Source organism: Micromonospora cabrerizensis (assembly GCF_022230955.1).
GTDB lineage: Bacteria > Actinomycetota > Actinomycetes > Mycobacteriales > Micromonosporaceae > Micromonospora > Micromonospora cabrerizensis.
The window spans coordinates 1-26,162 of record NZ_JAKKFI010000123.1 but is presented as its reverse complement, the minus strand read 5'-3'; the positions used below and the strand labels follow the sequence as shown (position 1 = coordinate 26,162).

24 protein-coding genes are annotated in these 26,162 nt (G+C 71.1%); 9 read left to right on the top strand and 15 right to left on the bottom strand.

What is annotated here, in order from left to right:
- Positions 1-17: 17 nt before the first annotated feature.
- From LADH09A_RS30410 to LADH09A_RS30375, 8 genes are all read right to left on the bottom strand, one after another.
- Positions 18-974 carry a hypothetical protein gene (locus tag LADH09A_RS30410; protein WP_238649109.1) on the bottom strand — a complete coding sequence of 319 codons (957 nt, stop codon included), beginning with the start codon at positions 972-974 and terminating at the stop codon, positions 18-20.
- Complete coding sequence (locus tag LADH09A_RS30405) at positions 971-1,327, bottom strand: PadR family transcriptional regulator (protein WP_238649108.1); 357 nt, start codon at positions 1,325-1,327, stop codon at positions 971-973. The genes LADH09A_RS30410 and LADH09A_RS30405 overlap by 4 nt, the downstream gene beginning before the upstream one ends.
- A gap of 193 nt (positions 1,328-1,520) precedes the next feature.
- Complete coding sequence (locus LADH09A_RS30400; RefSeq protein WP_238649107.1) at positions 1,521-1,988, bottom strand: hypothetical protein; 468 nt, start codon at positions 1,986-1,988, stop codon at positions 1,521-1,523.
- A 73-nt stretch (positions 1,989-2,061) separates the two neighbouring features.
- A complete protein-coding gene (locus LADH09A_RS30395; RefSeq protein ID WP_238649106.1) occupies positions 2,062-2,889 on the bottom strand; it encodes a M55 family metallopeptidase in 828 nt (275 codons plus the stop codon).
- 134 nt (positions 2,890-3,023) lie between these two features.
- Complete coding sequence (locus LADH09A_RS30390) at positions 3,024-3,728, bottom strand: TMEM175 family protein (RefSeq protein WP_238649105.1); 705 nt, start codon at positions 3,726-3,728, stop codon at positions 3,024-3,026.
- 230 nt (positions 3,729-3,958) lie between these two features.
- Positions 3,959-4,411: a hypothetical protein gene (locus LADH09A_RS30385; RefSeq protein ID WP_238649104.1), complete on the bottom strand. Its 453-nt coding sequence runs from the start codon at positions 4,409-4,411 to the stop codon at positions 3,959-3,961.
- Positions 4,412-4,466: 55 nt separating this feature from the next.
- Positions 4,467-5,159, bottom strand: coding sequence for an SMI1/KNR4 family protein (locus tag LADH09A_RS30380; protein WP_238649103.1), 693 nt, complete (start codon positions 5,157-5,159; stop codon positions 4,467-4,469).
- Positions 5,160-5,271: 112 nt separating this feature from the next.
- On the bottom strand, positions 5,272-8,343 hold the full coding sequence (locus LADH09A_RS30375) for a BTAD domain-containing putative transcriptional regulator (RefSeq protein WP_238649102.1): 3,072 nt from the start codon (positions 8,341-8,343) through the stop codon (positions 5,272-5,274).
- Positions 8,344-8,531: 188 nt separating this feature from the next.
- Here LADH09A_RS30375 and LADH09A_RS30370 point away from each other — a divergent pair, with 188 nt between their 5' ends.
- The 6 genes from LADH09A_RS30370 (at position 8,532) to LADH09A_RS30345 (ending at position 16,147) form a co-directional block, all read left to right on the top strand.
- Positions 8,532-9,326, top strand: coding sequence for a hypothetical protein (locus LADH09A_RS30370; protein WP_238649101.1), 795 nt, complete (start codon positions 8,532-8,534; stop codon positions 9,324-9,326).
- 83 nt (positions 9,327-9,409) lie between these two features.
- Positions 9,410-12,187, top strand: a complete 2,778-nt coding sequence (locus LADH09A_RS30365; protein ID WP_238649124.1) for an AfsR/SARP family transcriptional regulator — start codon at positions 9,410-9,412, stop codon at positions 12,185-12,187.
- Positions 12,188-12,280: 93 nt separating this feature from the next.
- Positions 12,281-13,000 carry a hypothetical protein gene (locus LADH09A_RS30360; RefSeq protein WP_238649100.1) on the top strand — a complete coding sequence of 240 codons (720 nt, stop codon included), beginning with the start codon at positions 12,281-12,283 and terminating at the stop codon, positions 12,998-13,000.
- Between the two features lie 64 nt (positions 13,001-13,064).
- A complete protein-coding gene (locus LADH09A_RS30355) occupies positions 13,065-13,952 on the top strand; it encodes a hypothetical protein (RefSeq protein ID WP_238649099.1) in 888 nt (295 codons plus the stop codon).
- Between the two features lie 237 nt (positions 13,953-14,189).
- On the top strand, positions 14,190-14,720 hold the full coding sequence (locus tag LADH09A_RS30350; protein WP_238649098.1) for a SigE family RNA polymerase sigma factor: 531 nt from the start codon (positions 14,190-14,192) through the stop codon (positions 14,718-14,720).
- A complete protein-coding gene (locus LADH09A_RS30345) occupies positions 14,717-16,147 on the top strand; it encodes a hypothetical protein (RefSeq protein ID WP_238649097.1) in 1,431 nt (476 codons plus the stop codon). Before LADH09A_RS30350 ends, LADH09A_RS30345 begins: the two co-directional genes overlap by 4 nt.
- Positions 16,148-16,752: 605 nt before the next feature.
- Here LADH09A_RS30345 and LADH09A_RS30340 read toward each other — a convergent pair.
- Positions 16,753-17,634, bottom strand: coding sequence for an AraC family transcriptional regulator (locus tag LADH09A_RS30340; RefSeq protein ID WP_238649096.1), 882 nt, complete (start codon positions 17,632-17,634; stop codon positions 16,753-16,755).
- A 90-nt stretch (positions 17,635-17,724) separates the two neighbouring features.
- Here LADH09A_RS30340 and LADH09A_RS30335 point away from each other — a divergent pair, with 90 nt between their 5' ends.
- The gene (locus LADH09A_RS30335) at positions 17,725-18,801 is read left to right on the top strand and encodes an aldo/keto reductase (RefSeq protein ID WP_238649095.1); all 1,077 of its coding nucleotides are present in this window, start codon (positions 17,725-17,727) and stop codon (positions 18,799-18,801) included.
- A gap of 129 nt (positions 18,802-18,930) precedes the next feature.
- On the opposite strand, the gene LADH09A_RS30330 is transcribed toward LADH09A_RS30335, so the two are convergent.
- The 6 genes from LADH09A_RS30330 to LADH09A_RS30305 all read right to left on the bottom strand — a co-directional run bounded on the left by LADH09A_RS30330 (position 18,931) and on the right by LADH09A_RS30305 (position 24,379).
- The gene (locus LADH09A_RS30330) at positions 18,931-20,118 is read right to left on the bottom strand and encodes an NAD(P)/FAD-dependent oxidoreductase (RefSeq protein ID WP_238649094.1); all 1,188 of its coding nucleotides are present in this window, start codon (positions 20,116-20,118) and stop codon (positions 18,931-18,933) included.
- An 81-nt stretch (positions 20,119-20,199) separates the two neighbouring features.
- Positions 20,200-21,144, bottom strand: coding sequence for an RNA polymerase sigma-70 factor (locus tag LADH09A_RS30325; protein WP_238649093.1), 945 nt, complete (start codon positions 21,142-21,144; stop codon positions 20,200-20,202).
- A gap of 30 nt (positions 21,145-21,174) precedes the next feature.
- Entirely contained in the window at positions 21,175-21,963 is a 789-nt protein-coding gene (locus LADH09A_RS30320; RefSeq protein ID WP_238649092.1) for a hypothetical protein, read from the bottom strand.
- A 198-nt stretch (positions 21,964-22,161) separates the two neighbouring features.
- Positions 22,162-23,358 carry an MFS transporter gene (locus LADH09A_RS30315; RefSeq protein ID WP_238649091.1) on the bottom strand — a complete coding sequence of 399 codons (1,197 nt, stop codon included), beginning with the start codon at positions 23,356-23,358 and terminating at the stop codon, positions 22,162-22,164.
- 76 nt (positions 23,359-23,434) lie between these two features.
- Positions 23,435-23,914, bottom strand: a complete 480-nt coding sequence (locus LADH09A_RS30310; RefSeq protein WP_238649090.1) for a hypothetical protein — start codon at positions 23,912-23,914, stop codon at positions 23,435-23,437.
- A gap of 9 nt (positions 23,915-23,923) precedes the next feature.
- Positions 23,924-24,379, bottom strand: a complete 456-nt coding sequence (locus tag LADH09A_RS30305) for a GNAT family N-acetyltransferase (protein ID WP_274530395.1) — start codon at positions 24,377-24,379, stop codon at positions 23,924-23,926.
- 451 nt (positions 24,380-24,830) lie between these two features.
- On the opposite strand from LADH09A_RS30305, the gene LADH09A_RS30300 reads away from it, so the two are divergent.
- Together LADH09A_RS30300 and LADH09A_RS30295 are read left to right on the top strand one after the other, a co-directional pair.
- Positions 24,831-25,100: a hypothetical protein gene (locus tag LADH09A_RS30300; RefSeq protein WP_238649088.1), complete on the top strand. Its 270-nt coding sequence runs from the start codon at positions 24,831-24,833 to the stop codon at positions 25,098-25,100.
- The gene (locus LADH09A_RS30295) at positions 25,100-26,137 is read left to right on the top strand and encodes a hypothetical protein (RefSeq protein WP_238649087.1); all 1,038 of its coding nucleotides are present in this window, start codon (positions 25,100-25,102) and stop codon (positions 26,135-26,137) included. Before LADH09A_RS30300 ends, LADH09A_RS30295 begins: the two co-directional genes overlap by 1 nt.
- Positions 26,138-26,162: the final 25 nt, after the last annotated feature.

The following is a 26,162-nucleotide window of genomic DNA, read 5'->3' as shown; positions in this document are numbered from 1 at the left end:
CCTTGCGACCACTCTGCTCACAGGGCGACTTGCCGGCGGGCGGCCAGTCGGCTGACCGTGAGATTGATTGCCAGGACTCCGAGCACGGCACCGAGAAGCACATCTCGCGGTCCAGGATCCCTCAGACCGTGGAGCACCCATTGGTTCTGCTCATAGGCCACCATGGGCAGGATCAGCGCCAGGAGGACGGCGCTGGCCGCGATCGATATCCGCACATCGAGCGCCGCACCCACGAGAGCCGCCACCAGCCCCGCCGCCACGATGACCGGCAGGGTCAACTGGTCGACCCAGCCATTGAGCGGATTGGGCGTCACGGCGGTGATGGCCATTGCCACGACGACAAGCCAGATCCATGGTCGCGTCGCCCCTGACTGACGCGTTCGAAGCAGTGGCACCATCGTCAGCGCGGCCATCACGCACGCCCACATGGAGGGTTGCATGGGCAGGTAGAGACCCGTCCGGACGCCCAGCAGCGTGTCAAGGCCCGTCCATGGCTCCAGATACCACGGGTCGATCGCCACGGCGTACCAGATCTCCGCGCCGAAGGCGCCGATCGTCAGGGCGAGCGCGAGGCGGTATCGAGCCCATGCTGCCGCGGCGATCGCGAGAAGCAGCAATACCGGCGTGACCAGGCTCCCCTCATGCTCGTAACTGGCGGAACCACCCGGCAACAGCATCCACAGGCGCCACAGGAGCGGCAGGGACGCAAGTGCAACGCCGCACACGAGCAGGGACAGCGCGGTCAGTCGCAGCGCGGAGTGCCGCAGGGCCTCCCGGGAGCCGAGCCGGTCCACACCGGAGCGAACCCGCAGACCTCCGACCACGAGTGCGAGGGACTCCCGAAGCCGTGGGTGCCTCCGGTCCGTCTCACCCGTGACCAGCAGCGTTTCCAGCATCTCGTCGGCGCGGTACTGCCGGTAGGCCCGGGGGTACGCGCGCAGCAGCCACCGGTAGCGGCGCTCCAGGCCGGTCATGCCGGCGCCGTCCGAACCGTCGCGGCCGTCGACCGTACGGAGCGGTCTCGAACGACCCGAGCCGCGGCGATCAGGCGCGCCGCCTCCTCGTGCAGTGCGGACAACCCGCGCTCGGTCAGCTCGTATGTGCGACGGGCGCGACCGTTGACCACCGTCTCCTCGGCCACCCGCACCATCTCCTCGCCGGTGAGCCGGTCCAGCGCGGCGTACAGCGTGCCGGTCGTCAACCGCACTCGCCCGTCGGACAACTCCTGCGCGCGCTTGACGATGGCGTAGCCGTGCAACGGCTCGTCCTGCAACGCGGCGAGGATGAAATAGGTGGGTTCTCGCATCGGCGCGGAGGGCTTAGTCATGTCATCAACATAAGCAGATCATCGACCTATCGGTCAAGATGCAACTCTGCTCAGCAGTAGTCCAGAACCCCTCCCGAGCAGCCATCTGGGCGACATCCGCGGTCTGGGCAGAGCGAGCAGTCAGCGTCCAGGCTCTGCCGGCGCGCCGTCCGTCCCCACTGCGCCCGGGTGCCTGACTGACGCTCGCACCGGCTCACCCGTACGGGGCGTAGTGGATGCTGCGGGACCAACGCCGCCAGAAGGGCAGCGGCAGGCAGCCCATCGGTGCCTCGCCTCCGATCTCGGTCTCGACCGATCCATCAGCGAGCGTGACCGAGACGGCCGAGCGGCCGGGAGCGAACACCTCCGAGACCCGGCCGGCGATCACCGAACGGGCAATGTCGTGGAGCAGGGCCACATCTTCGGGGCCGGCGCCCAGTTCCCAACGGCCACCATGGTCGCCGATCCCCACGATGATGTCGCCGGAGAAGTCAGTCCATCCGAAGGCACGAGCCCTGGGGTTACGCGGTGCGACGCCTACCGTGATCCCGCCCTCGATGTTGTCGACCCTCACCGCCGCCGCCCCGGCCAGCTCCCTCGCCATCTGCCTGGCGAATTCCAGGGTCGGCGGCCAGGACGGTTGGTCGGTGTGGGGTTCGTCCTGGCCCTGCTCTCGCGTCACGCACCCAGTCTGTCAAGGCATCAGGAATGAGGGGGACCTGCTTACCACTGCGCCCGAAGGGCCGCTCCGCGCCCTAGCTGGGTTTGATGCTGGCGAGTTGAACGAGCAGCTGAATCAGCCGGTAGGCGTCGCCGAAGTCAGCGGCCTGGAAGGCGACCGTGCGGCCGCCGCCGACGCGGGCCACGCCCGGCACCAGAACTGCGAGGTCGACCATGTACGGCCCGTACAGGTCGACCTCGACGTCCACCGGCCCGGTCATCGTGACTGGGGGTATCGATCCGCGCCGAGTGATCGCATCTGCGCAAGCGCGGCGCAGCCGCTCCCGCGCCTCCTGCGGGTGCAGGGCCACCGCGGCGGACTGTCCCAGGGACTGCTTGACGGCGACGGTGACCGCCGAGGGCGCCAGCTCGCCGAATTCCGCACACGCGCCGTCGTCCCCGCTGAGCAGAACGACGGGCACGTCCAGGTGTCCTGCCATGGCGGCGTTGAGGCCGATCTCGCCCAGCGAGCGTCCGCCCACCCGTACGTCGAGGATGCTGTCACTTATCGTGTGCGCCAGCACGGCGGGCCCGGCGCCGGCCCGAGCGTGGTAGCCGATGAACAGGACAGCATCGGTCTGCTCGTCCAGCCCGGCCAGCATCCCCAGCGGGCGGGGCTTGCCTCGTACGAGATGAGCACGCCGGTCGAGATCCTCCGGCAGGAGGTTCCGAAACGTCCCGTGCGCGTCGGCGACCCACACCACGGCGTCGGGTTCGGCGTCGAAGACACCCGCGATCACCGCGTTCGCCTCGGCTGTCATCAGAGCCCGGCCGCGCTCGTAGTCGTAGCGATCCGGATTCGTCTCGATGGGATGCACAACCCCCGAGATGCCTTCCAGGTCCACCGAGATCAATGCCTTCATGAAGCTGGGACCCTACGCGCTCCTGGTACAACGGTCGACCTCGCGCGCAGGCGCGATGGTCCCTCGATCTGCATGGTTCCCGAGCGAACGAACGGCGCAATAGCGACGTAGAAGGCCGTCGCGCGACCAGATGGCTAAGGGGCGCTCTGACTCTGCTGGCGGCTGCGCCTGATGCTGGCGACCTCGCCCCTGATGGGCAGCCAGTAGAAGGGGATGAACGCGATGACCACGACGAGGCCCACGACCGGATGGAGGGCGCCCAGTGCGGTCCCGACGGCGATCCAGAGCGGCGCGGGGCGGAAACGTCTGCTGATCGCCCGGGCGGTGTCGTTGTCGGTGGTGGAGGTCAGCAGTCGGCGGCCACGTCTGGCGTACTCCCAGATCACGTTGAAGAGGATGGCGGCCACCTCGTAGGTGGCCCCGTAGAAGATGAGCGCGGTGCGCTTGCCGTGGCCGGACTCGAACGCGTGCGCCAGGAGGGACGAGGCGAACGGCAGGAACGCGATCACCATCAGCAGCAGGGTGTTGAGCAGGAGCAGCATACGGTCGACCGACCGGATGTGGTCGAACATGACGTGGTGGTTCACCCACATCTGCCCGATCAGCAGGAAGGTGATGGCGTACGCCACGTAGGAGGGCCACAGCTCGGTGAGGCCACGGAGCAGGTGCTCGGTGTCCTCCGGCGGCTGGATCTCCAGCACGAGCAGGGTGACGGCGATGGCAATGACCGCGTCGCTGAAGGTGACTGCCCGCTTCGGGTCTCGTTCCGCGCCGATCGGGTTGCTGGATCTGGTTGTGCCCTCCGTGGAGGCGCCGCGGGCCGCGCGGAACCAGCGCATGAGTTTCCCCCCAACGCTCAGAGCAGCCGGTACACGCACCGCAGGCGCGGTCGTCCCCAACGTGTCCTGACCCGCCGACCGCGCCCCCTTGCGGCATCTCAGAGGTGCCACTGGGCCGTTTCGGCAGACAAGGACCCGTTGCCCGAACCTTCCGGGCGTCGCGGGTTTCCCGCCGTCGCCAGAACCAAACCGGCTACGGGACCTGCCCGCGACGATCACGTCGCCCGCCGTCAGCCGATGTTGATCAGCAACACCTGGTCGTCGCGGAGTTCGGCAATGGTGTCGCGCAGCAGCCTCAGCGTGTCCAGACCGGCCGTGCCGCTCTCCTCGAAGGCCATCCCCATCTCCGCGAAGTGGGCGACCAGGTCTTCCTCCCGGTGCGCGCCGGGATCGAGCTGATCCACCAACCCCGGGGCTGAAGTGATGAGCGTGGTCAGGCCGTACGCGCTGTTGATGGCCTCCGACTCGGCATTGAACTCCGACTGCTCCAGGTCGATGCCGCGTTCCTCCAGATAGGTCAGGACATACAGCATGCAGTAGCCGGACCAGTCGTACTCCTGCCGCGTCTTGCCCCCGTGTTCCGCCAGGTACGAGTGGAACGACGACGGCGATGTGCGGGCCAGGCGGGCCAGCTCGGTGATGCTGTCCCTGGGGACCAGGGTCAGGGACGCGATCGCAGACACCACACTCTCCTCGTACGACTCTGCCGCCACAGCTTCGGTCAGCTCGCCGGGCACGTTACTGGGAGGCAGTGACACCGCTTCGGGTGTCGGTGCTGGTCTCCGCCTCGTTCAGCCAGCGCCGATACCACCGGGTGAAGTCGAGCGGCGTCCCGTCGTCATCGTGGAGCGGCCGGAAGCCGCCACCGTCGGCGGTGTCGTCAGCCCACATCTGCCCCCGGGCGGGGCCGCTGACGACGAGAGCCTCCCGCATCGCGCAACCGAGGTGACACAGGTACAACAATCCGATCGAGTGCTCGGGCTTGAAGACGATGGCGTCGTGCTGTTCCCAGTACTCGTCCTCGGCCGCGTTGAACTCGTCCACCGAGTCGTAGTCCGCGTCGTCCGGTGGCTCAGGTAGGTCATCGGCCGGGTTGAACGCCTCGACGTGTGGGAAGGGCTGCCCGAGGGTGTCCAGATCGGTGAGGGTGGCGCCGTCACCCTCCCACTGCCACCGTCCGTCCGTGTGGCGCATCGGAAAGAGCCCGTAGGCCGGGCCCGCGCCGCCCCTCCCCGCTCCCACCAGGAAGGACCGGTACTCGCCGGGTAGCTCGACCTGGAACTGTGTCTCGGCCTCGGCGAGTTCCTCGGCCCGCAGTGGCGGCTCAAGCTGCCAACCGTGGCTGGAGGATCCGAAGACATCATCGGCGCCGGGCGCGGCGGCCAGCCGCGCGAGCCGTTCGCGGACGTCTGACCAGTCGGGGTTTGTCACGGACGGCACGATACAAGTCCGGGGTGACGTCATTCAGGTACGTCGTTCGACGTCGCGAGGAGCCCGGAACCCTCAGCCACGGTGGTCAGCGCAGCGCAGCGCGGGCGCCACCTCAGGCTGCGTCACCGACCTGCCGCGACGCTGCCGTCCGGCGTGACAGGTCGCTTCGCGCCCGGGCCGGTACGCCGATCGAGGACATCGCCTCCACGTAGCGCCGGTACGCCTGGGCGGCCTCGCCGTGCCGGCCCGCAGCCGTCAACGTTCGGACGAACTCGCCGTGCACGCCCTCGTCGTGGGGCTCCAGTTCGAGAGCGCGGCCGAGGTGGCGGACGGTCTCGTCGACGCCGTGTGCCAGCGCGGCCAGCTCGCGTACGACCCGCAGGTAGACCCGACGTGCCTCGTCGCGGGTTGGTCGGGACCAGTCGTCGTACGGCTCGTCCTCCAGGAAGTCGCCCTGGTAACGCTGTTCGGCGAGCAGGAGCGTGGCGCGTGCGTCATCGGTGTCACCGTGCTCGGCCAGCCGGAGGCCGTGTGCCGACTCGGCGAGAAACTCCTCGACATCCAGCTCCACGTGATCGACGTCGAGCGCCAGACTGGGGTGCGCGGCGATGACGAAGTGGTCCGTCGACCCACGGCGCTCCGGATCGAGGACGCCGCGGAGGGTGGACAGGGCCACGGACAGGCGGTGGCTGACCCGCTCCGGGTCCTGGGCGGGCCAGAGCATCTCGCCGAGTTGCTCGCGGGGCACCGCGCGACCGCGTCGGGCGGCGAGGATCCGGAGCAGGTCCCGTGCCTTGCGTGACTGCCAGGCGTTGGCCAGCACCGGGGAGCCGTCCACGTACACCTCGAAGCGTCCGAGGGTGCGGACGGTGACCTGCGCGACGCAGCGTGGGCGCTGCCGGCTGAGCGTCGGTGGCGGTACGCCGGCAGCGGTCAGCCGCTCGGCGGCGAGCCGGGCGTCGACGCGTTCCTGGAGATCCGCCCCGGGTAACCGGCTGAGCAGCACCGTCAGTCGGTCCGCGGCCACCGCCGACCTGATGTCGCGCAGGGTCGCTGCCGCCTCTCGCCAGGCGTGGCGGGTGTCGTCGGAGTCGACGGCGGCAGCCCCCCGAAGCTCCAACGCCTCGGCGAGGGCGGCGCGGTCGCGGTGCAGCCGGGCGGCGGTGGACGCCGTCAGCGCCACCTCGGCGGCGCGCTGGTGGTCGCCGGCCTCCAACGCCACCCAGCCGAGTGCGAGTCGGGCGGTCGCCGAGTCCGGGCCGCGTTCCAGTTCGACGGCGCGCTGTGCCAGGGCGAACGCCGCAGCGCCGTCCTCGGTGGCCAGCACCCGGGCCAGCCCGGCGAGCGCCGGTACCTGGATCTGATGGTCGTTGACGGGTTCGCTGGCGCGCAGCGCCTCTTCGTACGCCGCGCGGGCCAGGTTGGTCCGGCCCCGGAGCGCGTGGACGTCGCCGATCCCCACCAGGGGGTACGCCACCTTGCGGGAGCCCATGCGCTGGAGGAGCGGTACGGCGCGTTCGTAGCACGCGATGGCCTCGGCGAGCTGACCGAGGTGGAAACAGGCCGAGCCCTCGTTGCAGAGCGCCAGCGCGAGCATCGCGGCGTGCCCGTTGGTCTGGGCCAACTCCACCGCGGGCCGCACCTCGGCCAGCGCGTCGAGGTACCGGCCCTCGCCGACCAGGGCGGACGCGCGGTTGGCGCGGATGCGGGTCACCTGCACGGTATCGCACGCCGCCTCGGCGGCCCGGAGCGCCTTCTCGTGATGCGCGTCGGCCGCCGGTCGGTCACCGCGCAGCTTGGCGTCGAGGGCGAGCGCGGTGTGCGCGGCGGCCAGCGCGGCGTCGCCGCCGACGGCTGTCGCCGCCGCGAGGGCGCGTTCGGCGTTGCGGCGGCACGCCTCGGCTTCCCCGGTCGTCCACTGCGCCGAGGCGGTCCAGGCGAGCAGCCGGGCGTTGTCGGTGGACGGGTGCGGGTCGAGCACACCACGCTGGAAGACCTCGAGGGCAGCCTGCGGTTCACCGCGCAGGTAGTGCACGAGGCCGTACTGCCAGGCGAGCCCGGCGGCGAGGGACCCCTGATGGTCGTCCAGCGTGGCGTACTCGGCGAGCGCGGCGTCGAAGTCGCCGCGCATCTGTAGCGCCTCCCCGTAGAGCAACCGCAGCCCGTCGGACCGGACGTGGCCGGGCAGGGACTGGAAGGCGTCCACGACGGCCTCGGCGCCGCCCGAGGCCAGCAGCTGCGCGCCGTGGTCGGCGAGGACCGGCGCCGCCGCCTCGGTGACACCAGATTCCGCGTACGACCGGAGGGCCGGGACGGGGTAGCCGTGCTCGGCGTACCACGTTGCCGCTCTCGCGTGCAGACGCTGCGCCGCCGGCGGCCCCAGCGGGAAACGGCGGCGGGCGACGCTGGCGACGACCGGCACCATCCGGTACGCGTGCCCACCCTCGCTCGCCGGGACGAGAATGCCGGCGCGAGCCAGTTGGTCGAGTCGGTGCACCCCGTGCCGGTGCCCCAGGAAACCGCTCAGGTCGGCGTGGATCGGGTCGAGGTGCGCCGCGTCCCGCAGGAGACGGTGGGCTTCGGGCGGCAACTCCGCGAACACCTCCCGCACCAGATAGGACTCCAGCGGTGACCCCGGGCCGTCCAGGTTCCCGCCGGTGGCGGCCGTTGTGGCGGCCAGCGTGACCAGCGCCGGCCAGCCACCGGTCGCGGCGTGGATCCGGGTCGTGAGTGCCGGGTCGGTCAGCCCGTGGTCGGCGGCGAGTACGGATGTCACCTGGTCGGGCGTGAGCCGGAGATCCGTCGGGCCGTGCTCGGCCAGCAACCCCGACTGCCGCTGGGGCAGCGTCGGCGGGTGCCGGGTGACCAGGATGACCCTGAGCTGCGGGGGAAGCTGCTCCAGGGTGTCCAGCAGGGTCTGCAGCCGTCGGCGAGAGAGCCGCGGAACGTCGTCGAGGATGAGCCAGCTCGGTTCGTCGGCGGGCAGGTCGGTCGCGGATCGGGCGCCGAGGGTGGCCAGCCACTCCGGCCCGGCGGTCGCCAGAGCGGCCACGTCCGGGCCGTCACACCACCGCACCGGGCGGTCACCCAGCCAGCCCCGCACGGCGAAGGTCTTGCCGTACCCGGCTGCGGCGACCACGACGGTGCACCGCCGGCTCCACTCCCGATCCGTCGTGGCGTTCATCGTCCTATTGGGCGCTGTGCCGGCGGCCGTGCGTACGGGAGCGTCGCCGTTACGACACCGAATCCCGGCGCATTTGACGCCACCTTGACGACGCTCTGAACCCCGTCTCGAAGGATGTCCCGGCAAGGAACGCCGAGGCGCGAACCGTCCGGGTCCGCGTCTCGCAATCGATCGGATGAGGAGTTGTGATGGCAAGAGTGCTGTCGGGACGCGCACTGCTCGCGGTGCTGGTCGTCCTGCCGACGCTGACCGCGTGGAACGCCGCGCCGGCCAGCGCCGCCGGTGGGGCCGACCCCGGGGTGTACGCCGACGAGCCCGTGGACCGCGACGTCGAGCTGGCGCGGCTGGGCTACCGCAACGGTGTGCGGGTGGTGTTCTCCCGCGACGAGGTGTCCGGCGACTGGGGTCTTCGTCAGGACGGCGAGATGGGCCGCAACGCGCCCCTGGCGTACGACGACAAGCAGAGCATGTTGCAGACGTACCTGAGCATCACGCCCAGGTCCGTGCCGGTGCCGCGGGTGCTGCTGTCGGAACCGCCGGCCGGCACGCCGACCCCACCGGAGCTGGCCTACCGGACCGTCGTGGCGTCCCCGGTGGTCGCCGACGATCTGGTGGCGCCGACGTCGAGCGCGATGTCCACCGCGGCGGCGATGACCTGCTGGGACCTGTACTGGAACTCGTACAACTGGGCCGAACTGCCCGGCTACCCGAACCCGACGTCGGTGTGGCACCCGGCGAAGACGTACTACTCGTCGGACTTCGGCGGAATGAAGATGTACTCCTACAGCTACCTGGCCAACTGCGGCGGGTACGCCCGGCACCGGATCTACTACAAGTCGTTCGGTGACTACTACAAGCACCACGACTACGAGGTGGCGTTCGGCCACTGGCAGGCGGTCAAGAAGGGCTCGGTGCACCGCTACCGCAAGGTGCTCTACGACGGCACGTCGGGGGACACCCGCAACGGCAAGTACACCGGCTGACGGGGCAGCTCAGCCGTTGATCGTGTCCATTGCGCGACGATCGGATCGAGGTTGCCGGGCTGCGGATCTAGCCTGATCCGGTGATGTCGACGGCTGGCACGGGCGTACGCGTCAGGCTGCTCGGGCCGGTGGAGGTGGTCGTCGCCGACGCCGCGCAGGCGGTGAACGGCGTGCGCCGCAAGGCGGTGCTGGCGACGTTGGCGCTGCACGTGGGCCGGGTGGTGAGCGTGGACCGGCTCCTCGACGTGGTCTGGGGTGAGCAGTTGCCCGCCACCGCGGCGAACACGCTGCAACGCCACGTCTCCTACCTGCGCGGAGTGCTCGGCGAGCCCGGATCGATCGTGGCGCGTCAGCCCGGTTACGTGCTCAACACCGGGCCGGAGTCCACGGATGTCCAGGCCGCCGAGCACCTCCTCGAACTGGCCCGGCGCTCGCCGGACCGGAGCGAGCAGGTGACTCACCTGACGGCTGCGGTGGCGTTGTGGCGGGGGCCCCCGTTGGCCGACGTGGCCGGGTCCGCCTGGCTTGAGGAGCAGGCAGAACATCTGGCTCGCCTGCGGTTGGAGGCCGAACGAGCGCTCGCCGAGGCCCGGCTGTCCGTCGGCGAGCACGCGCGGCTCGTCCCCGGGTTGGAACGGCTCGTCCGGCAACACCCCCTCGACGAGCACCTGCACGCGCAGTTGATGCTCGCCCTGTACCGCGACGGCCGGCAGGGCGAGGCGGTCGCCACGTACCGACGGCTGCGCGACGCCCTCCGGGAGAACCTGGGCATCGACCCGAGCCCCCGGCTCCGGGATCTGGAGTGCGCCATCCTGCGCCAGGACGCCGCCATCGCCGCACCCACCCCGGCCGTGGTGGCACCACCTCCGGTGGCGGCGCAACTGCCTCCTCCCGTACCGACGTTCACCGGGCGCGACGCGGAGCTGGCCGCCCTCGACGCGCTGGTCGACCGGGGCGGCGCCGTGGTGGTGTCCGGCACCGCGGGCGTCGGCAAGACCGCGCTCGCCGTGCACTGGGCCCACCGGGCGGCCGAGCGCTTCCCCGACGGGCAGCTCTACGTCAACCTGCGCGGCTTCGACCCGGCGGCGACACCGACCGACCCGGCGCGAGCGCTGCACGGGTTCCTGGAGGCGCTCGGCGTTCCGGTGGCACGGATGCCGAGCGACCCGGACCTGATGGTGAGCCTGTACCGCACGACGGTGGCCGGCAAGCGTCTGCTGGTGGTGCTGGACAACGCGCGCGACGCGGAGCAGGTCCGGCCGCTGCTGCCCGGCTCACCCGACTGTCTCGCGATCGTCACCAGCCGCGACCAGCTTCTCCCGCTGGTCGTCACCGAGAGCGCCCAACCGGTGCCTCTGGGCCTGCTGAGCCCTGGCGAAGCCCGCGACATGCTGGCCCGCCGGCTCGGGGCGGGCCAGATCGCCGCCGAACCCGGCGCGGCCGACGACATCGCCGACCGGTGCGCGCGACTGCCCATCGCCCTGGCCATCGTCGCGGCCAGAGCCGCCACCAACCGGCACTTCTCGTTGGCGGCGGTCGCCGGTGAGCTGGGCGATCTGGACGCCTTCCACGGCGGTGACGAGGCCACCGACGTCCGGGCGGTCTTCTCCTGGTCCTGCCGGACGCTCAGCCCACCCGCGGTCCGGCTGTTCCGGCTGCTGAGCCTGCATCCCGGCCCGGACGTCTCCGTCCCCGCCGTGGCCAGCCTGGCCGGGATCACCCCGCAGGCGAGCGGTCCCCTGCTGACCGAGCTGACCCGGGCGAACCTCCTGACCGAGCACACCTACGGGCGCTACGCGTTCCACGACCTGCTGCGCGCGTACGCCGCCAGCCTCGCCGACGATGCTGAGCCACCGGCCGACCGCCAGGCCGCCATCCACCGACTGCTCGACCACTGCCTGCACACCGCACACGCGGCCGACCTGGCACTGCACCCGCACTTCAGCGACATCAGCCTCCCGCCACCGCGAGCGGGCGTGACACCGGAGCGGCCCAGGAACAAGCTGACCGCCACGGCGTGGCTCGGCGCCGAGGTTCCCGTCCTGCTGGCGGCCGTGCCGCTGGCGGCCCGGGCCGGGTTCGAGGGCCACGCCTGGCGGCTCGCCTGGGCCATGGCCGGCTTCCTGCACCGGCAGGGGCACTGGCAGGACTGGCTGGGCACGCAACGCATCGCGCTGGCCGCCGCGTCCCGCATCGGCGATCAGACCGGGCAGGGCCACGCGCACCGCAGCCTCGGTCTCGCCTGCTCCCGGCTTCGACGGTACGACGAGGCCGACGACCACCTGCGGCGCGCGTTCGACCTGTTCACCGAGGTCGGCGACGACGCCGGGCGGGCGCACACCTGCCTCAACCTTGGCCAGTTGGCGGAGCGACAGGGGCAGCACCACCATGCACTCGACCATTCCCGACGCGCGCTGACCCTGTTCCGGCGGGCCGGAAACGAGGCCGGGCAGGGGTACACCCTCAACGCGGTCGGTTGGCAGGAAGGGCTGCTCGGCAACTACGACCGTGCCCTGGAGTCGTGCGGCGAGGCGCTGCGAAAGTTGCAGGAGGTGGACGACGTGCAGGGACAGGCCGACACGTGGGACAGCCTCGGGCACGCCCACCACCAGCTCGGCGACGACCGGCGGGCCATCGCCTGCTACCGGCACGCACTCGACCTCTTCACACAGGTCAACGACCGGTACGCCGAGGCGAGCACGTACGTCAACCTCGGCGGCAGCCACCGGGCCCTCGCCGATCTCGGTGCGACCCGGGTGGCGTGGCGCCGGGCCCTGAGCATCCTCGACGAGCTGGGCGATGCCGACGCCGACGCGATCCGTGCCGACCTGGCACAGCTCGACGCCAGTCGACTCCACTGACGTACCCCCGCTTTCAGCGCCGTTTCCGGGCCGCTTCAGCGCGGCCCGCCACTCTTCGGACACCAGTTTCTTTTCCGAGGAGTGGAGCATTCGATGAAGCGTTCGGCACACCGCCTCGCGGTCATGGGGGTGGTCAGCGCGACGGTGCTGGCCATGTCCTCCGCAGCCGTGGCCCAGACCGACAAGCCGCCGACCAAGGGCACCGACTGCGTGGTCCAGCATGTCGACGACCGCGGCGGGATCGTCCGCACCGAGAGCGAGCCTGAGGGCCGGGAGCACGGCCGGTTCCGCTGCGAGGGCGGGCAGTGGACGTTCGCCTGGGAACCGTTCGACACGGACGACAGGATCACGGCCGGCGAGATCCAGATCGACCCGGCCGGTGCCGTCTCGGTCCGGCGGTTCACCGGCCCCGCGCTCGGCAACGACCTCACGGTGGGGGAGATCGCCGGCATCGCCCAGGCCGTCAGCGGCAGCCGGGAGGTGCTGATCGACCGTGCCATCGTGGCGGTCGACGACGGCAAGGAGCGGACCCCGGAGCAGGTCGAGGCGCTGCTGGCCGGCAAGGACGACACCGGCGTACGAGTGCTGGGCGTCATCGAGAAGCCGAACGCCGCCATGTCGACGAAGGACGTCATCGACGAGGCCGGCGGCACCCCCGAGACGACCGTCGTCTACTTCAGCCTCTGGGGCGCGATCAAGTCGGTCTTCGCGTGGATCGTCGACACGATCAGCGACGTCGGCGAGTGGATCGACGACCACTGCGACTGGGGGTCCCCGAACGACGTCGGCGACCTGGTCACGTGTCGCTGGTAGCCCGTACGACCCCACCGAGAGCGTTCACCGAGACAGCGTTGCCAGACACTGAGATGAGGACAGGATGACAGCTCTGCGGGACATCACCAGGCGTGTCACCATCATCGCCACGGCCCTGATCGTCGGGCTGACAGCTTCGTACGCTCCGTCGCAGGCCGCCGAGGGTGAGGCCCGGACGACGGTCACCGACCATCCCGGTGCGCCTCAGACGATGCTTCAACAGTTCGAGGACCTGACCGGCCAGCCCGTCGGCGACCTGGACAGGGTGCTGGCCGTCGACGCTGGAGGCCGGAACCTCACCGGCGACCAGCTTGCGGCGCTCGTCGCCGGTGAGAAGGTCGACGGGGTCAAGGTCGTGGGCACGATGCCGGGCGGCCGGGACATCCTCGGCACGACCATGGCCGACCTGGCCGACGGCGCGTACGACGGCAAGGGTGACAGCGGGACGGCGACCACGTCACTGATCTTCGCCTCGTCGGTGCCCGGCGGTCGGAACTGGTGCCTGACCATGTGCGTCGCGTCGGGCAAGTCCGTCTGGGAATGCCTGTTGTCCAGCCGGACGGGCGAACTGATCCTCACCCTCGACCTTGCCGGCGACACCACGATCGGCGGGACGAAGGCGGCCTTCGAGAAGGCCAGCGGAGTCACGGTGGACGGGCCGTCCGCCGTGGAGACCCTGGTCGGCGACGGCGAGCCCTCGGCGAAGGACGTCGAGATGCTCCTCGACGGCAAGGACGTCGACTCGCTGCGCCGGGTGGCGACGGTGGAAGGACCGGACCCGGGGTGGGCGTTGGCCGACATCGCCGAGAACTCCGGCGTCGTGTACGCGAAGACCAAGGCCCACATCTTCACCGTCCGAGTTCCCTTCCTCGGGACGCTCCTGGTGGTCTGCATCTCGCAGGACGGCGGGAAGACCTGGAAGTGCTCGGCCCGCCAGTGGGACGGGTTCTAAAGGCCTGCACCGCCGATCATGCAGTTGTGGTCGAGGACAAAATAGCTGCTAAAACCTCAAATCAGGCACCACAACTCCATGATCGCCGGAGTCGGGGGATCCCGTTCCGCGTCGACGTCACCGGTCGGGGTGGGGCGGGATCCTCCGTGCGATTCTCGACTCAACCTCAGGCGCCGCGGGTCGCGTCTCACTCTGCGTCCGCACGTAGACGCGAGGCGGGCGCGACCTGGAGGTGGCGTGAGTCGGCACGAGGACGACGAACAGTTCCGGCTGTTCGTCCAACGACAGTGGGGATCGCTGCTCCGAACGGCCTACCTGTTGACCGGTGACCGGGGGACAGCCGAGGACCTGGCGCAGTCGGCGTTGGAGAAGACCCACCGGCGCTGGGGGCGGGTGCTGCGCAGGGACGCCCCCGAGGTCTACGTACGCCGGGCGATGGTCAACACGGCGATCTCCTGGCGGCGTCGGCGACGGCCGTTGGAGGTGCCGTTGCTGACCTCCGACAACCAGCCGACGCGTGACGCGTACGCGCAGGTGGAGGAGCGCCAACTGCTGCTCGCCGCGCTGCGGCGGTTACCGCCCAGGACGCAGGCGGTGCTGGTGTTGCGCTACTTCGAGGATCTCAGTGAGGCGGACACCGCCCAGGTCCTCGGCTGCTCCGTCGGCTCGGTGAAGAGCCAGGCGTCGCGCGGGTTGGCCCGGCTGCGCAGCGAGTTCACCCCACCCGGCGCTCAGTCCCCGGTACGGCTCGAGGAGGAACTGGCATGACCGAGAGCTTCGCGAGTTCGACGCTCAGTCCCGCGCTGCGGAATGCCGCGCACGGCGTCGACGTACCCGAGGACCCCTGGCCCGGGTTCGCCCGCCGCGAGCGACGGCACCAGCGGACGCGGCTGATCCGCACGGCGCTGGCCGCCGCGGTCGGGGTCGCGCTCGTCGGGGTGCAGACCAACGTGGTGCCCCTGCCCGGCTGGGCACCTGGCATCGCGGTCGCCGCCACCCCGACGGCGCTGCTCGACGCGCCACCACGGGGTGCGCTGGCTGCGGATCAGGCCTGGCTGGACACCCTCCGGGCGCGCATCAGCACCGACCCGCCGCTGCGGATCGACGCCCCGTTGGGTGCGTGGAAGATCGGCGATCGGGACCGGATCCGTCTGGTCTACGGCAGTGACCAGCCGGGCCACCGGGTCGCGCTGGTCGCGGTGCCGCTGCGGCTCGGCCTGCTGACCAGGGAGGCGCTGGTCTGGTACGTGGGTCCGGCCGGTGCCGGCGCGCAGCAGATGCGGTACGGCGGCCACAGTGAGGGTGACGACGAACCGGTGATGACGCTGATGCAGGCCTACCCTGACCGGGCCGGTTTCGCGGTCGTCGTCGGTCCGGCCGGATCCACCGTGACGATCAGTGGCGAACCCCGATACACGCCGGAGGGGACCCTGGAATACCAGGACGTCGCCAGGGCGGACGGTGGAGGAGTCGGGTTCGCCGTCCTGCCTCCCGAACCGCTGCCGAGCCAACCGGTCGTCCGGGTCAGCCGCGGCGACCAGGTGTTCTTCCAGGGCGGCCTGGGCGGTGGCCCGTACGCCGCGGTCGACCCGACCGGGCCGGAGATGGACGCCCTGCTCACTGCCACCCGCCGACCGATCCGAGGTAAGCCGCTCGACGACGCCACCCTGCGCACCTTCGTCCAGACGGCACTCGAGGACAGCCATGTCCCGGCTGCCGGCACGACGGTGCGCGTGCGGTGGTCGGGCAGCGAGCGCGGCCAGGCCGCCGCGCTGCTCACCGTGCAGCCGGCCGGTGGCGGAGTGATCGCGTACGCCATGCACGGCGACGAGCGGACCGGCTGGTCGAGCGACCTGCGGCTGCTGCTGCCGGCGGAGGGCGTCGACCGACGGCCGGTCGGCTGGCGGGTCCGGGCCGACGACGGCACCCGCCCACCCACGGGCCAGGTGCGGGTGATCGCCCCGCCGGACGCGGCCCGCGTCACGGTGACGGTCGGGGCCGCATCCCCGACCACGGTCACCCTCGACGCGTCGAACGCCGGCACCACCGAGGTGCCGCCGGACCAGCCGGCCACCGTCACCGCGTACGCCGAGGACGGCCGCGTCCTCGGGACGACCCCGTTGCCGCCGGTCGAGACCGACACCGACGCGGGGGGCCTGCCGGGCGGCAGTGGGGCCACCCGGGTCACACCCTGACGCACCGAGAAGCGGGCCGAGTCGTCCGAGGACGGCTCGGCCCCTCCGGGCGGTATGGGAAACAGAGGCAGCCGTACAGGTCCGAACAAGCCCGTGAGCAGCCTGGACAGGCAGCCGGCTGTTCGGGACAGGCATCGACGGTAGCGAGCGTGTAGCGGCGTCAATACGCTGAGTTTCGACCACCCCTGACGCCGGCCCAGCGACATCGGGCGACGAGGCATACCGGCCAGGGGTGACCGCGAGGGAGCCCGACGACGCGTCAATGCTGCCGCCGTTCGGGCGACAACAACACCTGTGATCGAGGAGGGCCCATGCGAATTCGTCGTGTCATCTACGCAGTGGCGGTCGGAGCGATGCTGTCGGTCAGTGTGCTGGCGGCACCAGCACAAGCCGGCGATATCGCAGTCGCCACGGAACCCATCCTGAGCACGCTGAGTTGGGGCCACGGCGGGTAACCGGCTTCGTGACACTGCTTCGGGTGCGGGCACGAACAGCAGCACGCACCTGCGGGCGGGCCGGCCTCCAGCGCAGATCCGGCCCGCCCAGCGCCGCACGGTGAATCTGTGCCCCGCCGTCACCAGGCACGCCCCAGCCGTCGGGCGTCCTCACACGTCGGCGAGATGCGCCGGGTCGACCCGGGACAGGCGAGCCGCGTCCTGCCCCGGCGGGAGCCCGAACAGTCGCCGGTACTCGCGGCTGAACTGCGACGCGCTCTCGTAGCCGACCGCGAAACCGACCGCCGCCACGTCGCCCGGCTCGGCCAGCAGCCGGGCCCGTGCCTCCTGGAGCCGGATCAGTTTCTGGAACTGGATGGGTGTCATGGTCGTGACGGCCCGGAAGTGGCGGTGCAGCGAGGTCACGCTCATCCCGGCCGCGCGCGCGACGTCCTCGACGCGGAACAGGTCGGCGTGATGCTCGCGGATCCAGCGGATCGCCCGCTCGACCTGTACGACGTTGCCGTCACCCAGCCCGATCTGCCGGACCGTGCCACCCTGCTCGCTGGTCAGCAACCGCCAGACGAGTTCGCGTTCCACCCCCGCCCACAACACGCGCTGGTCGTCGGGGCGGTCAAGCAGCCTCAGCAGCCGCACCACCACGTCGAGCACGTCGTCGCTCGCGGCGCTGACCGCAATGCCCGCCGCCGGCTCGCCTCGCGCCGGCGGGGTCTCCAGCAGCAGCTCCGCGATCAGCGGCGGGCGCAGCGCGAGGCCCAGCACCAGGTACGGCTCGGCGGGGCTGGCCTGGCTGACGTGGGCGATCACCGGCAGCTCCGTCGACGCGACGACGAACTGCCCGGCACCGTACGAGAAGACCCGTTCTCCCAGTACCGCGTACTTCGCGCCCTGTGCGACGAGAGCGAAGACCGGCGCGGACTGGGACGGCATCGGCTCGGTGGGGGAGTCGCTGCGGTGCAGGACGAGGCCGGCCGGTGCGGGTCGGCCAGCGTGGCGCAGCACCAGGTCGCGGATCTCGGGCAGCGCACTCATGGGCCTATCCTGCCGACTTTGGCAGGATCGGGCAACGTGCTGCCAGTTCTGATCTACCTGATCGAAGGCCCGCAGGTGTGCACTGGAGCCATGCCACTCGACAGTTTCATCACACTGGGCCGCTCTGGCCTGCGTATCAGCCCCTACACCCTGGGCGCGATGACCTTCGGCGAGGACCACGGCTGGGGTGCCCCGGTCGACGAGTCCGAGGCGATGATCACCGAGTACCTGGAACGTGGCGGCAACTCCATCGACACCGCCAACATCTACACCAACGGGCACTCCGAGAAGATCATCGGCGACTACCTGACCGCTCGGCCCGGACTGCGCGACCGGGTCGTCCTCGGCTCCAAGTTCTTCGGCAACCTGTTCGCCGGCGATCCCAACGGTGGCGGCGCCGGGCGCAAGGCCGTGGTGGCCCAGGCCGAGGAGTCGCTGCGCCGGCTGCGCACCGACTACCTGGACATCTACTGGCTGCACAACTGGGACCGGGGCGTCCCGGTCGAGGAGACGCTGCGCGCCCTGGACGACCTCGTCACGGCCGGCAAGATCCGGTACGTGGGCCTGTCGGATCTGCCCGCCTGGAAGGCAGCCGAGGCGCAGGTCGTCGCACACTTCCGTGGGTGGACGCCGGCGATCGGGATGCAACTCGAATACTCGTTGCTCGAACGGACGGTCGAGGGGGAACTCATCCCGATGGCCGCGGAGCACGGACTCGGCGTACTGCCGTGGAGCCCGCTCAAGAGCGGCTGGCTCTCCGGCAAGTTCGTCCGTGGGAACAGCACGGTCGACACGACGCGTGCCGCTCTGGTGGGCAGTCCCGCGGAGCGTGACTGGCAGGTGATCGACGTGCTCCACGAGGTCGCGCGCGACGCCGAGGTGACACCGGCGGCTGCGGCGCTGGCCTGGGTCGGCGCCCGACCGGGGGTCAGCTCGGTGCTGATCGGGGCGCGCCGTCTCGATCAACTCAAGACGAACCTGACCGCGGTGGACGTCCGGTTGTCGCCGCAGCAGACGGCACGACTCGACGAGGTGTCGACGCCGGCGCTCAACTTCCCGGCGGACAACAACCGTTACCTCGCGCCGAGCCTCGCCTTCGCGGGCGCGACGGTCGACGGCCGACCGAACGCGGCGTCCCCCGTCGTCGTGGGCGAGGTCAGGTACTGAGCGCCCCGAGAGGGTCGGCACGCCCACGCGCACGGTGATCACCTGGTTGGGGACCCCGCCGTGCGGGAACTGCCACCACAGCGGTGGCGGAGCACGTTCCGGCACGACGGGGCCGCCCACGCGCGCGTCTCACAAGGCGGCCGTGCGGCTCTCCGATCGGGTCGGGACGATGCGGTGGCGCCGCACCGGGTAGAACACCGGGAGCGAGATCTGCCAGGCCGCGGCCTTGCAGACGAACTCCTTGTAGCGAGCCGCCAGCCCGCCGGTGAGGAGGCCTGACCTGGCCCGGTCGTCGGCGGTCACGTACTGGATGATGCCGTCGCGGCGGCCGAGGCTGATGCACTGGTTGAAGTAGCGCAGCGGGGCCTTGGCGAACTTCTCCCGACCGGTCAGCCGCGCGGCGATGGCGTCGGCGGCCTGCCAGGCCATCGGCGTTCCCGACGCGCAGGACATCCGCAGCGGCTTGTCGCCGGGGCCGTCGGCGAGTGCGGCGTCGCCCACCGCGTACACCTCGGGGTGTGAGACCGAGCGCATCGAGGCGTCCACCATGATCTGGCCGGTCGCCGCGACCGCCAGGGTCGTGGCGGCGGCGATCGGGTGGACGGCGAAGCCGGTCGTCCAGACCGTCACCTGGGCCGGGATCACCCGGTCGTCGGCGGTGACCGCACCGGTGGCCTCGACCCGCGCGATGTCGGCGTGCTCGTGCACGGTGATGCCGAGCCGGTCGCAGACTCCCCGCAGGTGCTGCTGCGCCTTCTCGTTGAGCCAGTCACCGAGGCCGCCACGGGCGGCGATCGCGACGTCGAGGTCCGGTCGGGCCTCGGCGATCTCGGTGACCGCCTCGATGCCGGTGAGGCCCCCGCCGACCACGAGCACGGTCCCGCCGGCCGCGAGCTGGTCGAGGCGGTCGCGCAACCGCAGCGCCGACGGCCTGCCGGCGATGTCGTACGCGTGCTCCGCGACGCCGGGAACGCCATGGTCGGCGGCGGTGCTGCCGAGGGCGTAGACGAGCGTGTCGTACGCGATCTCGTCGGTGCCGTGCCCGTCGGCGAGCGCGACGGCCCTGCGCTCGGTGTCGACGGCGGTGACCCGCGCCAGTCGGAGCGTGACGCCGGTGCCGGTGTAGACCTCGCTCAGGAGGCGGCGTTTGAGGTCCTGCCCCGTGGCGAGTTGGTGCAGGCGGACCCGCTCGACGAAATCGGCGTCGGCGTTGACGAGGGTGATCTCGGTGTCGTCGGGGTGCAGCCGCTTGGCGAGACGCCCGGCGGCGATGGCTCCGGTGTAGCCGGCCCCGAGGACGACGATGCGGTGCTTCATGGTGTCACTCCTGTCTCGGCGGTGGTGCTTCCTGAACCGGACAGCGAGGTGATTCCTGACAGGCGTCCGCTATGACCTGGGTCACCACACCCGCATGAGGGGTTCGCCGTGCTCGGCCGTGGACCACTGACGGGTGGCGCGGACGAGCTTGTCGGGGTTGACCTGGGTGTGGATGGAGGCCACCCCCTCGGGCGTCACCTCCACGGACATGACACCGATGACCCGGCCGTCCATCACGACCACCGCCGCCGGACTGCCGTTGACGACGGCGACGTGCAGGGCGGGGCTGCCGCCGATCAGGTCCCGCTTGATGTCGGCGGGCTTGAACAGGCCGCGCAGGAACTTCGCCACCGCCAGTGCGCCGGAGAACGGCGTGGTCCGGGCCGGGATCTTGCCTCCACCGTCACCGGTGCTCGTCACGTCGTCGGTCAGCAACTCGACCAGCCGCTGGATCTCGCCGTGCTGGGCCGCCGTGAGGAACTCCGCGACGATCTTCCGCGCGGCGGCCTGGTCGACCTCCGCACGGGCCCGCTCGGCGGTGACGTGCTGCTTGGCGCGCCGGTAGATCTGCTGGCAGTTCGACTCGGTGAGGCCGAGGATCTGGCCGATCTCACCGTGCGAGTAGCCGAAGGCCGCCCGCAGCACGTACACGACACGTTCGTTGGCGGACAGCCGCTCCAGGAGGGTGAGCACCGCCACCGAGACCGATTCGCGCTGTTCGGCGGTGTCGAGCGGGCCGAGCATCCGGTCCCCGGCGAGAACCGGCTCGGGCAACCACGTGCCCACATAGGTCTCCCGCCGGGCCCGCGCCGAGGTGAGCTGGTTGAGGCACAGGTTGGTGAGCACCTTCGTCAGCCACGCCTCGGGAGTCTCGACCCGTTCCCGGTCGGCGGCCTGCCAGCGCAGGAACGTGTCCTGGACGGCGTCCTCGGCGTCGCTCGCCGAACCCAGCAGGCGATAGGCGATCGCCTCCAGGCGGGCCCTGGAGTGTTCGAACAGCTCGACCTCGTCCGGACTGAGCGGCATGGTCCGACAGTATCCACCCGTCGCGACGAATCACTCGCTCCTGCCGGCAACCGCACTCGGCGCCGGTGCCACAGCACTCGCGGTGGCTGCGGAGGTGCGGCGAGACTCCCGTCGACTCCGGTAGACGATCAGCCCAGCCGCCGCGAGCGCCAGCGTCACCAGCAGGGGAGCGTGGGCCCGCCAGACCGGCCACACCGGCTCGGCGAGCCCGTACGTGAACAGGTCCTGCCAGATGGGAACGGCGGCCGGGAGGAGGATGATCGTCGCCAGGGTGGCGGCCAACCTGGGCACGGGCCGACGGCGGCGTTCGGCCAGCCAGAACAGCGTCGCACCCACTGCGGCACCAAGGCCGGCGGAGGCGAGCACCATGGCGAGGTAGCCATCGGGCGCGGCCTGCCTGATCGTCAGCTTCGCCGCCTGACCCGCCGGGGTGAGCATGACCACCAGCCCGTCCCGCTCTGCCCGCCAGCCATCACAGGGCGTGCCCGGTACGCGATGAAAGCCTTGCCATCCCGACGATCTGGCGTTACGGCGCCCCGACTCGACGTGTGCGCAGTCGGCCGCGGCGCCGTAGTGGAATTCCGCGTATCCAGCGCCGAAGTCGTCGGGAGCCAGGAAAACATAGCCACGTCTGTTGACGGTCATCAACCCGCTTGGCTCGGTGCCGGGAAGTAGTTCGGCCGCCAGACCCGATGCTCGCTCGACGTCGAACGGCACCGCGCCTCGACCGCCGTACCAGGACCCCACGCTCAGGCCGACCGTGCCGACCAGCACCGCCCCGATCAGCATCAACGCGACGTGCCGCAACCGAACTCGCACCGGCGGACCCCCTTCTGTGGTGCCGCGGAGCGTAGCCCGGGCGGGCCAGCTCCGGTGCGCCCATCGGCTCAGGCGGGGGACGACGGCAGCGGCACCCGCCGGCCCGTCCCGAACTCCTCGATCACATCGCCGCGGACGGGACCGCCGGCTGGCCTTCCAGGCAACCCATCCGATACGCGGCCATTGACGCTGTGCCCCTCAGTCGGTCGCGGGATCCCGGCCAGCCGTCCGGCGGGTGTTCCGTAGGGCCGGTGGGCGGGGGTGCGCGACTGCCACGGCCGCCAGGCAGGTCGCCACGGCGGCGACGAGCGGCGGGCGGGCGCCGAGGTGGACGGCCGCCGCGCCGAGGGGGATCGCCACCACGAGCGGCCCGAACATCACGGTGTTGGCCGTCGCGGAGACCCGGCCCAGCAGCGCGGACGGCGTGTGTGTCTGCACGGCGGTCACCGCCGCGACCAGGGTCCAGGGCAGGCCGACGCCGGCGACCAGCGCCCCGGCGATCGTGACCGGCCACCACGGCAGGCAGCGCGCCAGGAGGCCGAGCGCGAACAGCAGCGTCCCGGCGACGCCGACGCCGACGGGACCGCGTCGGGCGAGCAGCCGGCCGACGAGCAGCCCACCGAGAACGGAACCGGCGCCCTGCGCGCTGGCCAGCACCCCCAGAAACGTCGTCGGTAGGCGCAACTGCGTGACCACGACCGAGTAGATGGCCGCGGTCGTGAAGCCGGACATGGCGATCGACACGGCGGCGAGCGTGACCGGGATCCGGGTCACTCGCTGTCCGAACAGGACCGACAATCCGGTACGCAGACCGTCTCGCCGCGGTGCGGAGTGGTCGGGTGGAGTCCGGTTGAGGCGTACCGCCGCGTACAGGGCGGCGACCAGGACCGGCGTGGCCGCGCTGAGGACGACGACGGCGTGACCGCCCTGCCATGCGTAGAGGCCCGCCCCGGCCAGGGGAGCGACGAGCTTCGTGCCCTCCTGCGCGCTGGAGCGCCACCCGTTGACGTCGCCGAGTTCCGTCGGTGACAGCGCGGACGGCAGCAGCGCCGACTCGCCCGCGTCGATCAGCACGTAGCTGACGCCGTAGGCGCACGAGACGGCGAAGACGAGCCAGGTCTGTCCCGGCCCGCGTACCGCGAGGAGCGCCAGCAGCGCGGCGGCCAACAGGAGGTTGACGGCGATGACCAGGGGTCGCCGGGGTGCCCGGTCGAGCAGACCACCCAACCACGGGCCGGCGAGGACCGGGGCGTACACGCAGAGCCCGGCGAGGGCCGCGAGGCTGGTGGAGCCGGTGAGGTCGAGGATCCAGATGCCGGCCACGAGGGTCATGGCGCTGCTGCCGAAGCCGGACAGCAGGGAGATCGCCACGAACAGTGCCGCGTTGCGCCGCATGAGCCCCCCAGGTTGAGCCGGTAGGACTCACATCCTGATTCTTGAGTCTGGTGCGGGCAATACTCGTCCGGCGTTGTCAATCAACCATTGACAGCGCCGCGTCGATCCTCGTTGCGGCGGCGCGTACGGGAGCCGGCAGGCCCTCGCCCGCCTCGGCGAGATCGGCGGCGAGATGCAGGGCCAACGCGTACAGCGAACCCGGGGCGGCATCCAGGGCGACCTCCACGGTGCTCCGGACGAGCGCCGCCCGACCGAACCGGGTGTCCCAGCGGCGATCGGCGGCGATCCACCGACCGAGGTCGGCCACCGCGTTCCGCAGCGCCGCGATGCGCGGCGCGAACCGGAGGTCGAGATGCTGGCGTCGGGACCACCGCGCGGTCACCAGTCGCTGTCGGCGCTGCTCCGCGGCCTGTCGGCTGCCGAGACCCAGGGCCGTCGCGATCTGCGCCCAGGTCGCGCCGTCGTGGCGGGCACGGTCGATGAGGTCCAGCTCCTGCTCGTCGAGGCGGGCACGGGTGGCCTGGACCTCGGCCAACGCAGCCAGCTCGGACGTCACGTGTCAACGTTACATTGACAGGGTGCGGTGAGGTTCGCGGACCAGGAACACGTCCACCGCGTCCTCGGTCTCCAGGGTGAATCCGTGTCGCTCGTACAACCGTCGGGCGGCGCTGCCCCGCAACACGTTCAGGCGGACCATCGTGCCGTCGCGGTCGCAGCAGTCCAGCAGCGCGCGCAACACGGCCGTCCCGAGGCCGCTGCCGTGCAGGTGCGGGGCCAGGTAGAAGTGCTCCAGCCAGTGGGCGTCCGCCGCGGGCCGCAGCGCCACGCAGCCGGCGAACGCTCCGCCCACCTCCACAACCCAGGTGTACGCCGGTGCGAACCCGTCCCGCAGGCGCTGCCGCACCCGCTGCCCGTCGTAGCGGCCCAGCCGCTCAAGATCCGCCCGCAGCACCACCGCCCGCAACTCCGCCACCGCCTCGACGTCCGCCGCCGAAGCCGGTCGAAGCTCCCAGTCCGCCATGATCACCAAGCTATCCGTCCGCCGGCCCAACGGCGGTGTCACAAACCGGACAAGACGGTAAAGCCCCTGGTAGAGCACCCTTGGGGGCAGGTGGAGGTAGACGGGTGGCGGGCCACCTCCCGAGCCTCCGGCCCGGCGGGGACACCATTGTCCGCGCCGGTGCCGTCCCCACCCAGCCCGGCCCCAACGCCGCGGCGGTCACGGCACAGATGCCGTGCCGGTCACGCGCACCACAGGCCGTGGCTGCCACCGACACCCCTGCGGGCGCCCGCAGCGGTGCCTTCGCCCACCGGGACAAGGACGTCAGCACCGTCGGCAGTCAGGCGACGCCTGTCGCCGGCCGTGCCCGCCGTCCCCGTGCCCCGCCGGCCTTTCGCACTGTGGACCCCGCCGGTCCGGTGTCGCTCACAAGGCGCGCCGAAACCGGCGACCGAGCCAGAAAGGGCCCGACATGGCCGCTCCCACCGCGACCGCAGCCTTGAACGCATCCGTCTTCGCGCCGGGTGACCAGATGCTGCTGACCGTCACCTACTCAGACGCCGACACCAAACCGCTGACCGTCACCATCGTGGTCACCGACGCGCAGGGCAACAGCAGCGCGCCGGTGAAGGTCACCGCCATCATCGACCCACTCGCCCTGACCGTCAGCGACAACTCCGGGCGTACCTGGACCCGGTTGTCCGACAACGGTTCCGTGGCCGTCTACCGGGCGGTGGCGTGATGCCCCGGGTCACCGTGCAGGTCCGCGACGCCGCCGGGAACACCGCGACGGCCACCGCCGACTACAGCCTGAGCCAGCCGGTGCTGGGGGGCTACTACCTGTCCGGCGGTGCCGACCCGACCGCCGACATGGCCGGCGGCAACTTCCGGTCCCTGACCCAGTACCGCAGCTTCGCCGACGGCTACACCTTCCCCGGCTACAACCGGCCCTGGCTGACCAGCCTCGGAAAGGCCGGGGTGCAGATGAACATGGTCCTGGAGTTGAAGCACTACGGCGCGCCGAACCAGGGGCCGCAGAACTTCGCCGTGGACGGCGTCAGCTACACGGTGCCGGCGCCGTCGATGACCATCCAGCAGCGTCCCGGCACCACCTGGCCGAGGGCGTACGGGTACGGCCAGGTGATCAACGGGCAGTGCGACGGGTTGTTCGCCCGCGCCCTGTCGCAGTACCGGACGCTCGGCTTCGGGGTGAACATCCAGCTCGCCTCGGAGTTCGACACCGACCACGAGTTCGGGACCACCGAGGACGGCAAGGCCTACACCTGGGCCGAGTCGGACGCCAGGGCGGTGCAGGCGGTGAACTACATCCTGACGTGGTTCAAGGCACGGACCCTGCCCACCGGGACGACCTTCTCGGTCGGGCTGGGCGGCTTCGACCGGGGCTGCTTCCAGCGTATGCACCCGGAGTCGCTGATGACCCGCCTCGACTATCTCCAGTGGAACGCGTACGGCACCAACGCCAGCCACACCGCGTTGGCCCGCTTCCGTCGCACCAAGGACTGGGCGGTGGCGGATCTCGGCCCGATTGCCCTGTCCCGTCCCGTGATCATCGCGGAGTGGGGGGTCAGGTCGGCGGAGATCCCGAACCAGGCGGCCTGGATCGCCACCGTGCCGGCAGCGATCGCTCAGCTCAACGCCGAGCGTGGGCCGCGGATCGTACGCACCAACTACTTCAACTCCGGTTGGGGCACCCTGATCCCGAAGGCGGTCGGGTTGGCCGCGCTGCGAGAGGCGTACGCCAAGCGGCCGTACGTCTGAGCGGTCCCGGCGGCCCCGGGATCCC

Bases quoted from the DNA above. Each gene is read 5' to 3' on its own strand.
- LADH09A_RS30410 (WP_238649109.1), bottom strand. From the start codon at position 974: ATGACCGGCCTGGAGCGCCGCTACCGGTGGCTGCTGCGCGCGTACCCC.
- LADH09A_RS30405 (WP_238649108.1), bottom strand. From the start codon at position 1,327: ATGACTAAGCCCTCCGCGCCGATGCGAGAACCCACCTATTTCATCCTC.
- LADH09A_RS30395 (WP_238649106.1), bottom strand. From the start codon at position 2,889: ATGAAGGCATTGATCTCGGTGGACCTGGAAGGCATCTCGGGGGTTGTG.
- LADH09A_RS30390 (WP_238649105.1), bottom strand. From the start codon at position 3,728: ATGCGCTGGTTCCGCGCGGCCCGCGGCGCCTCCACGGAGGGCACAACC.
- LADH09A_RS30375 (WP_238649102.1), bottom strand. From the start codon at position 8,343: ATGAACGCCACGACGGATCGGGAGTGGAGCCGGCGGTGCACCGTCGTG.
- LADH09A_RS30370 (WP_238649101.1), top strand. From the start codon at position 8,532: ATGGCAAGAGTGCTGTCGGGACGCGCACTGCTCGCGGTGCTGGTCGTC.
- LADH09A_RS30365 (WP_238649124.1), top strand. From the start codon at position 9,410: ATGTCGACGGCTGGCACGGGCGTACGCGTCAGGCTGCTCGGGCCGGTG.
- LADH09A_RS30360 (WP_238649100.1), top strand. From the start codon at position 12,281: ATGAAGCGTTCGGCACACCGCCTCGCGGTCATGGGGGTGGTCAGCGCG.
- LADH09A_RS30355 (WP_238649099.1), top strand. From the start codon at position 13,065: ATGACAGCTCTGCGGGACATCACCAGGCGTGTCACCATCATCGCCACG.
- LADH09A_RS30345 (WP_238649097.1), top strand. From the start codon at position 14,717: ATGACCGAGAGCTTCGCGAGTTCGACGCTCAGTCCCGCGCTGCGGAAT.
- LADH09A_RS30340 (WP_238649096.1), bottom strand. From the start codon at position 17,634: ATGAGTGCGCTGCCCGAGATCCGCGACCTGGTGCTGCGCCACGCTGGC.
- LADH09A_RS30335 (WP_238649095.1), top strand. From the start codon at position 17,725: ATGCCACTCGACAGTTTCATCACACTGGGCCGCTCTGGCCTGCGTATC.
- LADH09A_RS30330 (WP_238649094.1), bottom strand. From the start codon at position 20,118: ATGAAGCACCGCATCGTCGTCCTCGGGGCCGGCTACACCGGAGCCATC.
- LADH09A_RS30325 (WP_238649093.1), bottom strand. From the start codon at position 21,144: ATGCCGCTCAGTCCGGACGAGGTCGAGCTGTTCGAACACTCCAGGGCC.
- LADH09A_RS30315 (WP_238649091.1), bottom strand. From the start codon at position 23,358: ATGCGGCGCAACGCGGCACTGTTCGTGGCGATCTCCCTGCTGTCCGGC.
- LADH09A_RS30305 (WP_274530395.1), bottom strand. From the start codon at position 24,379: ATGGCGGACTGGGAGCTTCGACCGGCTTCGGCGGCGGACGTCGAGGCG.
- LADH09A_RS30300 (WP_238649088.1), top strand. From the start codon at position 24,831: ATGGCCGCTCCCACCGCGACCGCAGCCTTGAACGCATCCGTCTTCGCG.
- LADH09A_RS30295 (WP_238649087.1), top strand. From the start codon at position 25,100: ATGCCCCGGGTCACCGTGCAGGTCCGCGACGCCGCCGGGAACACCGCG.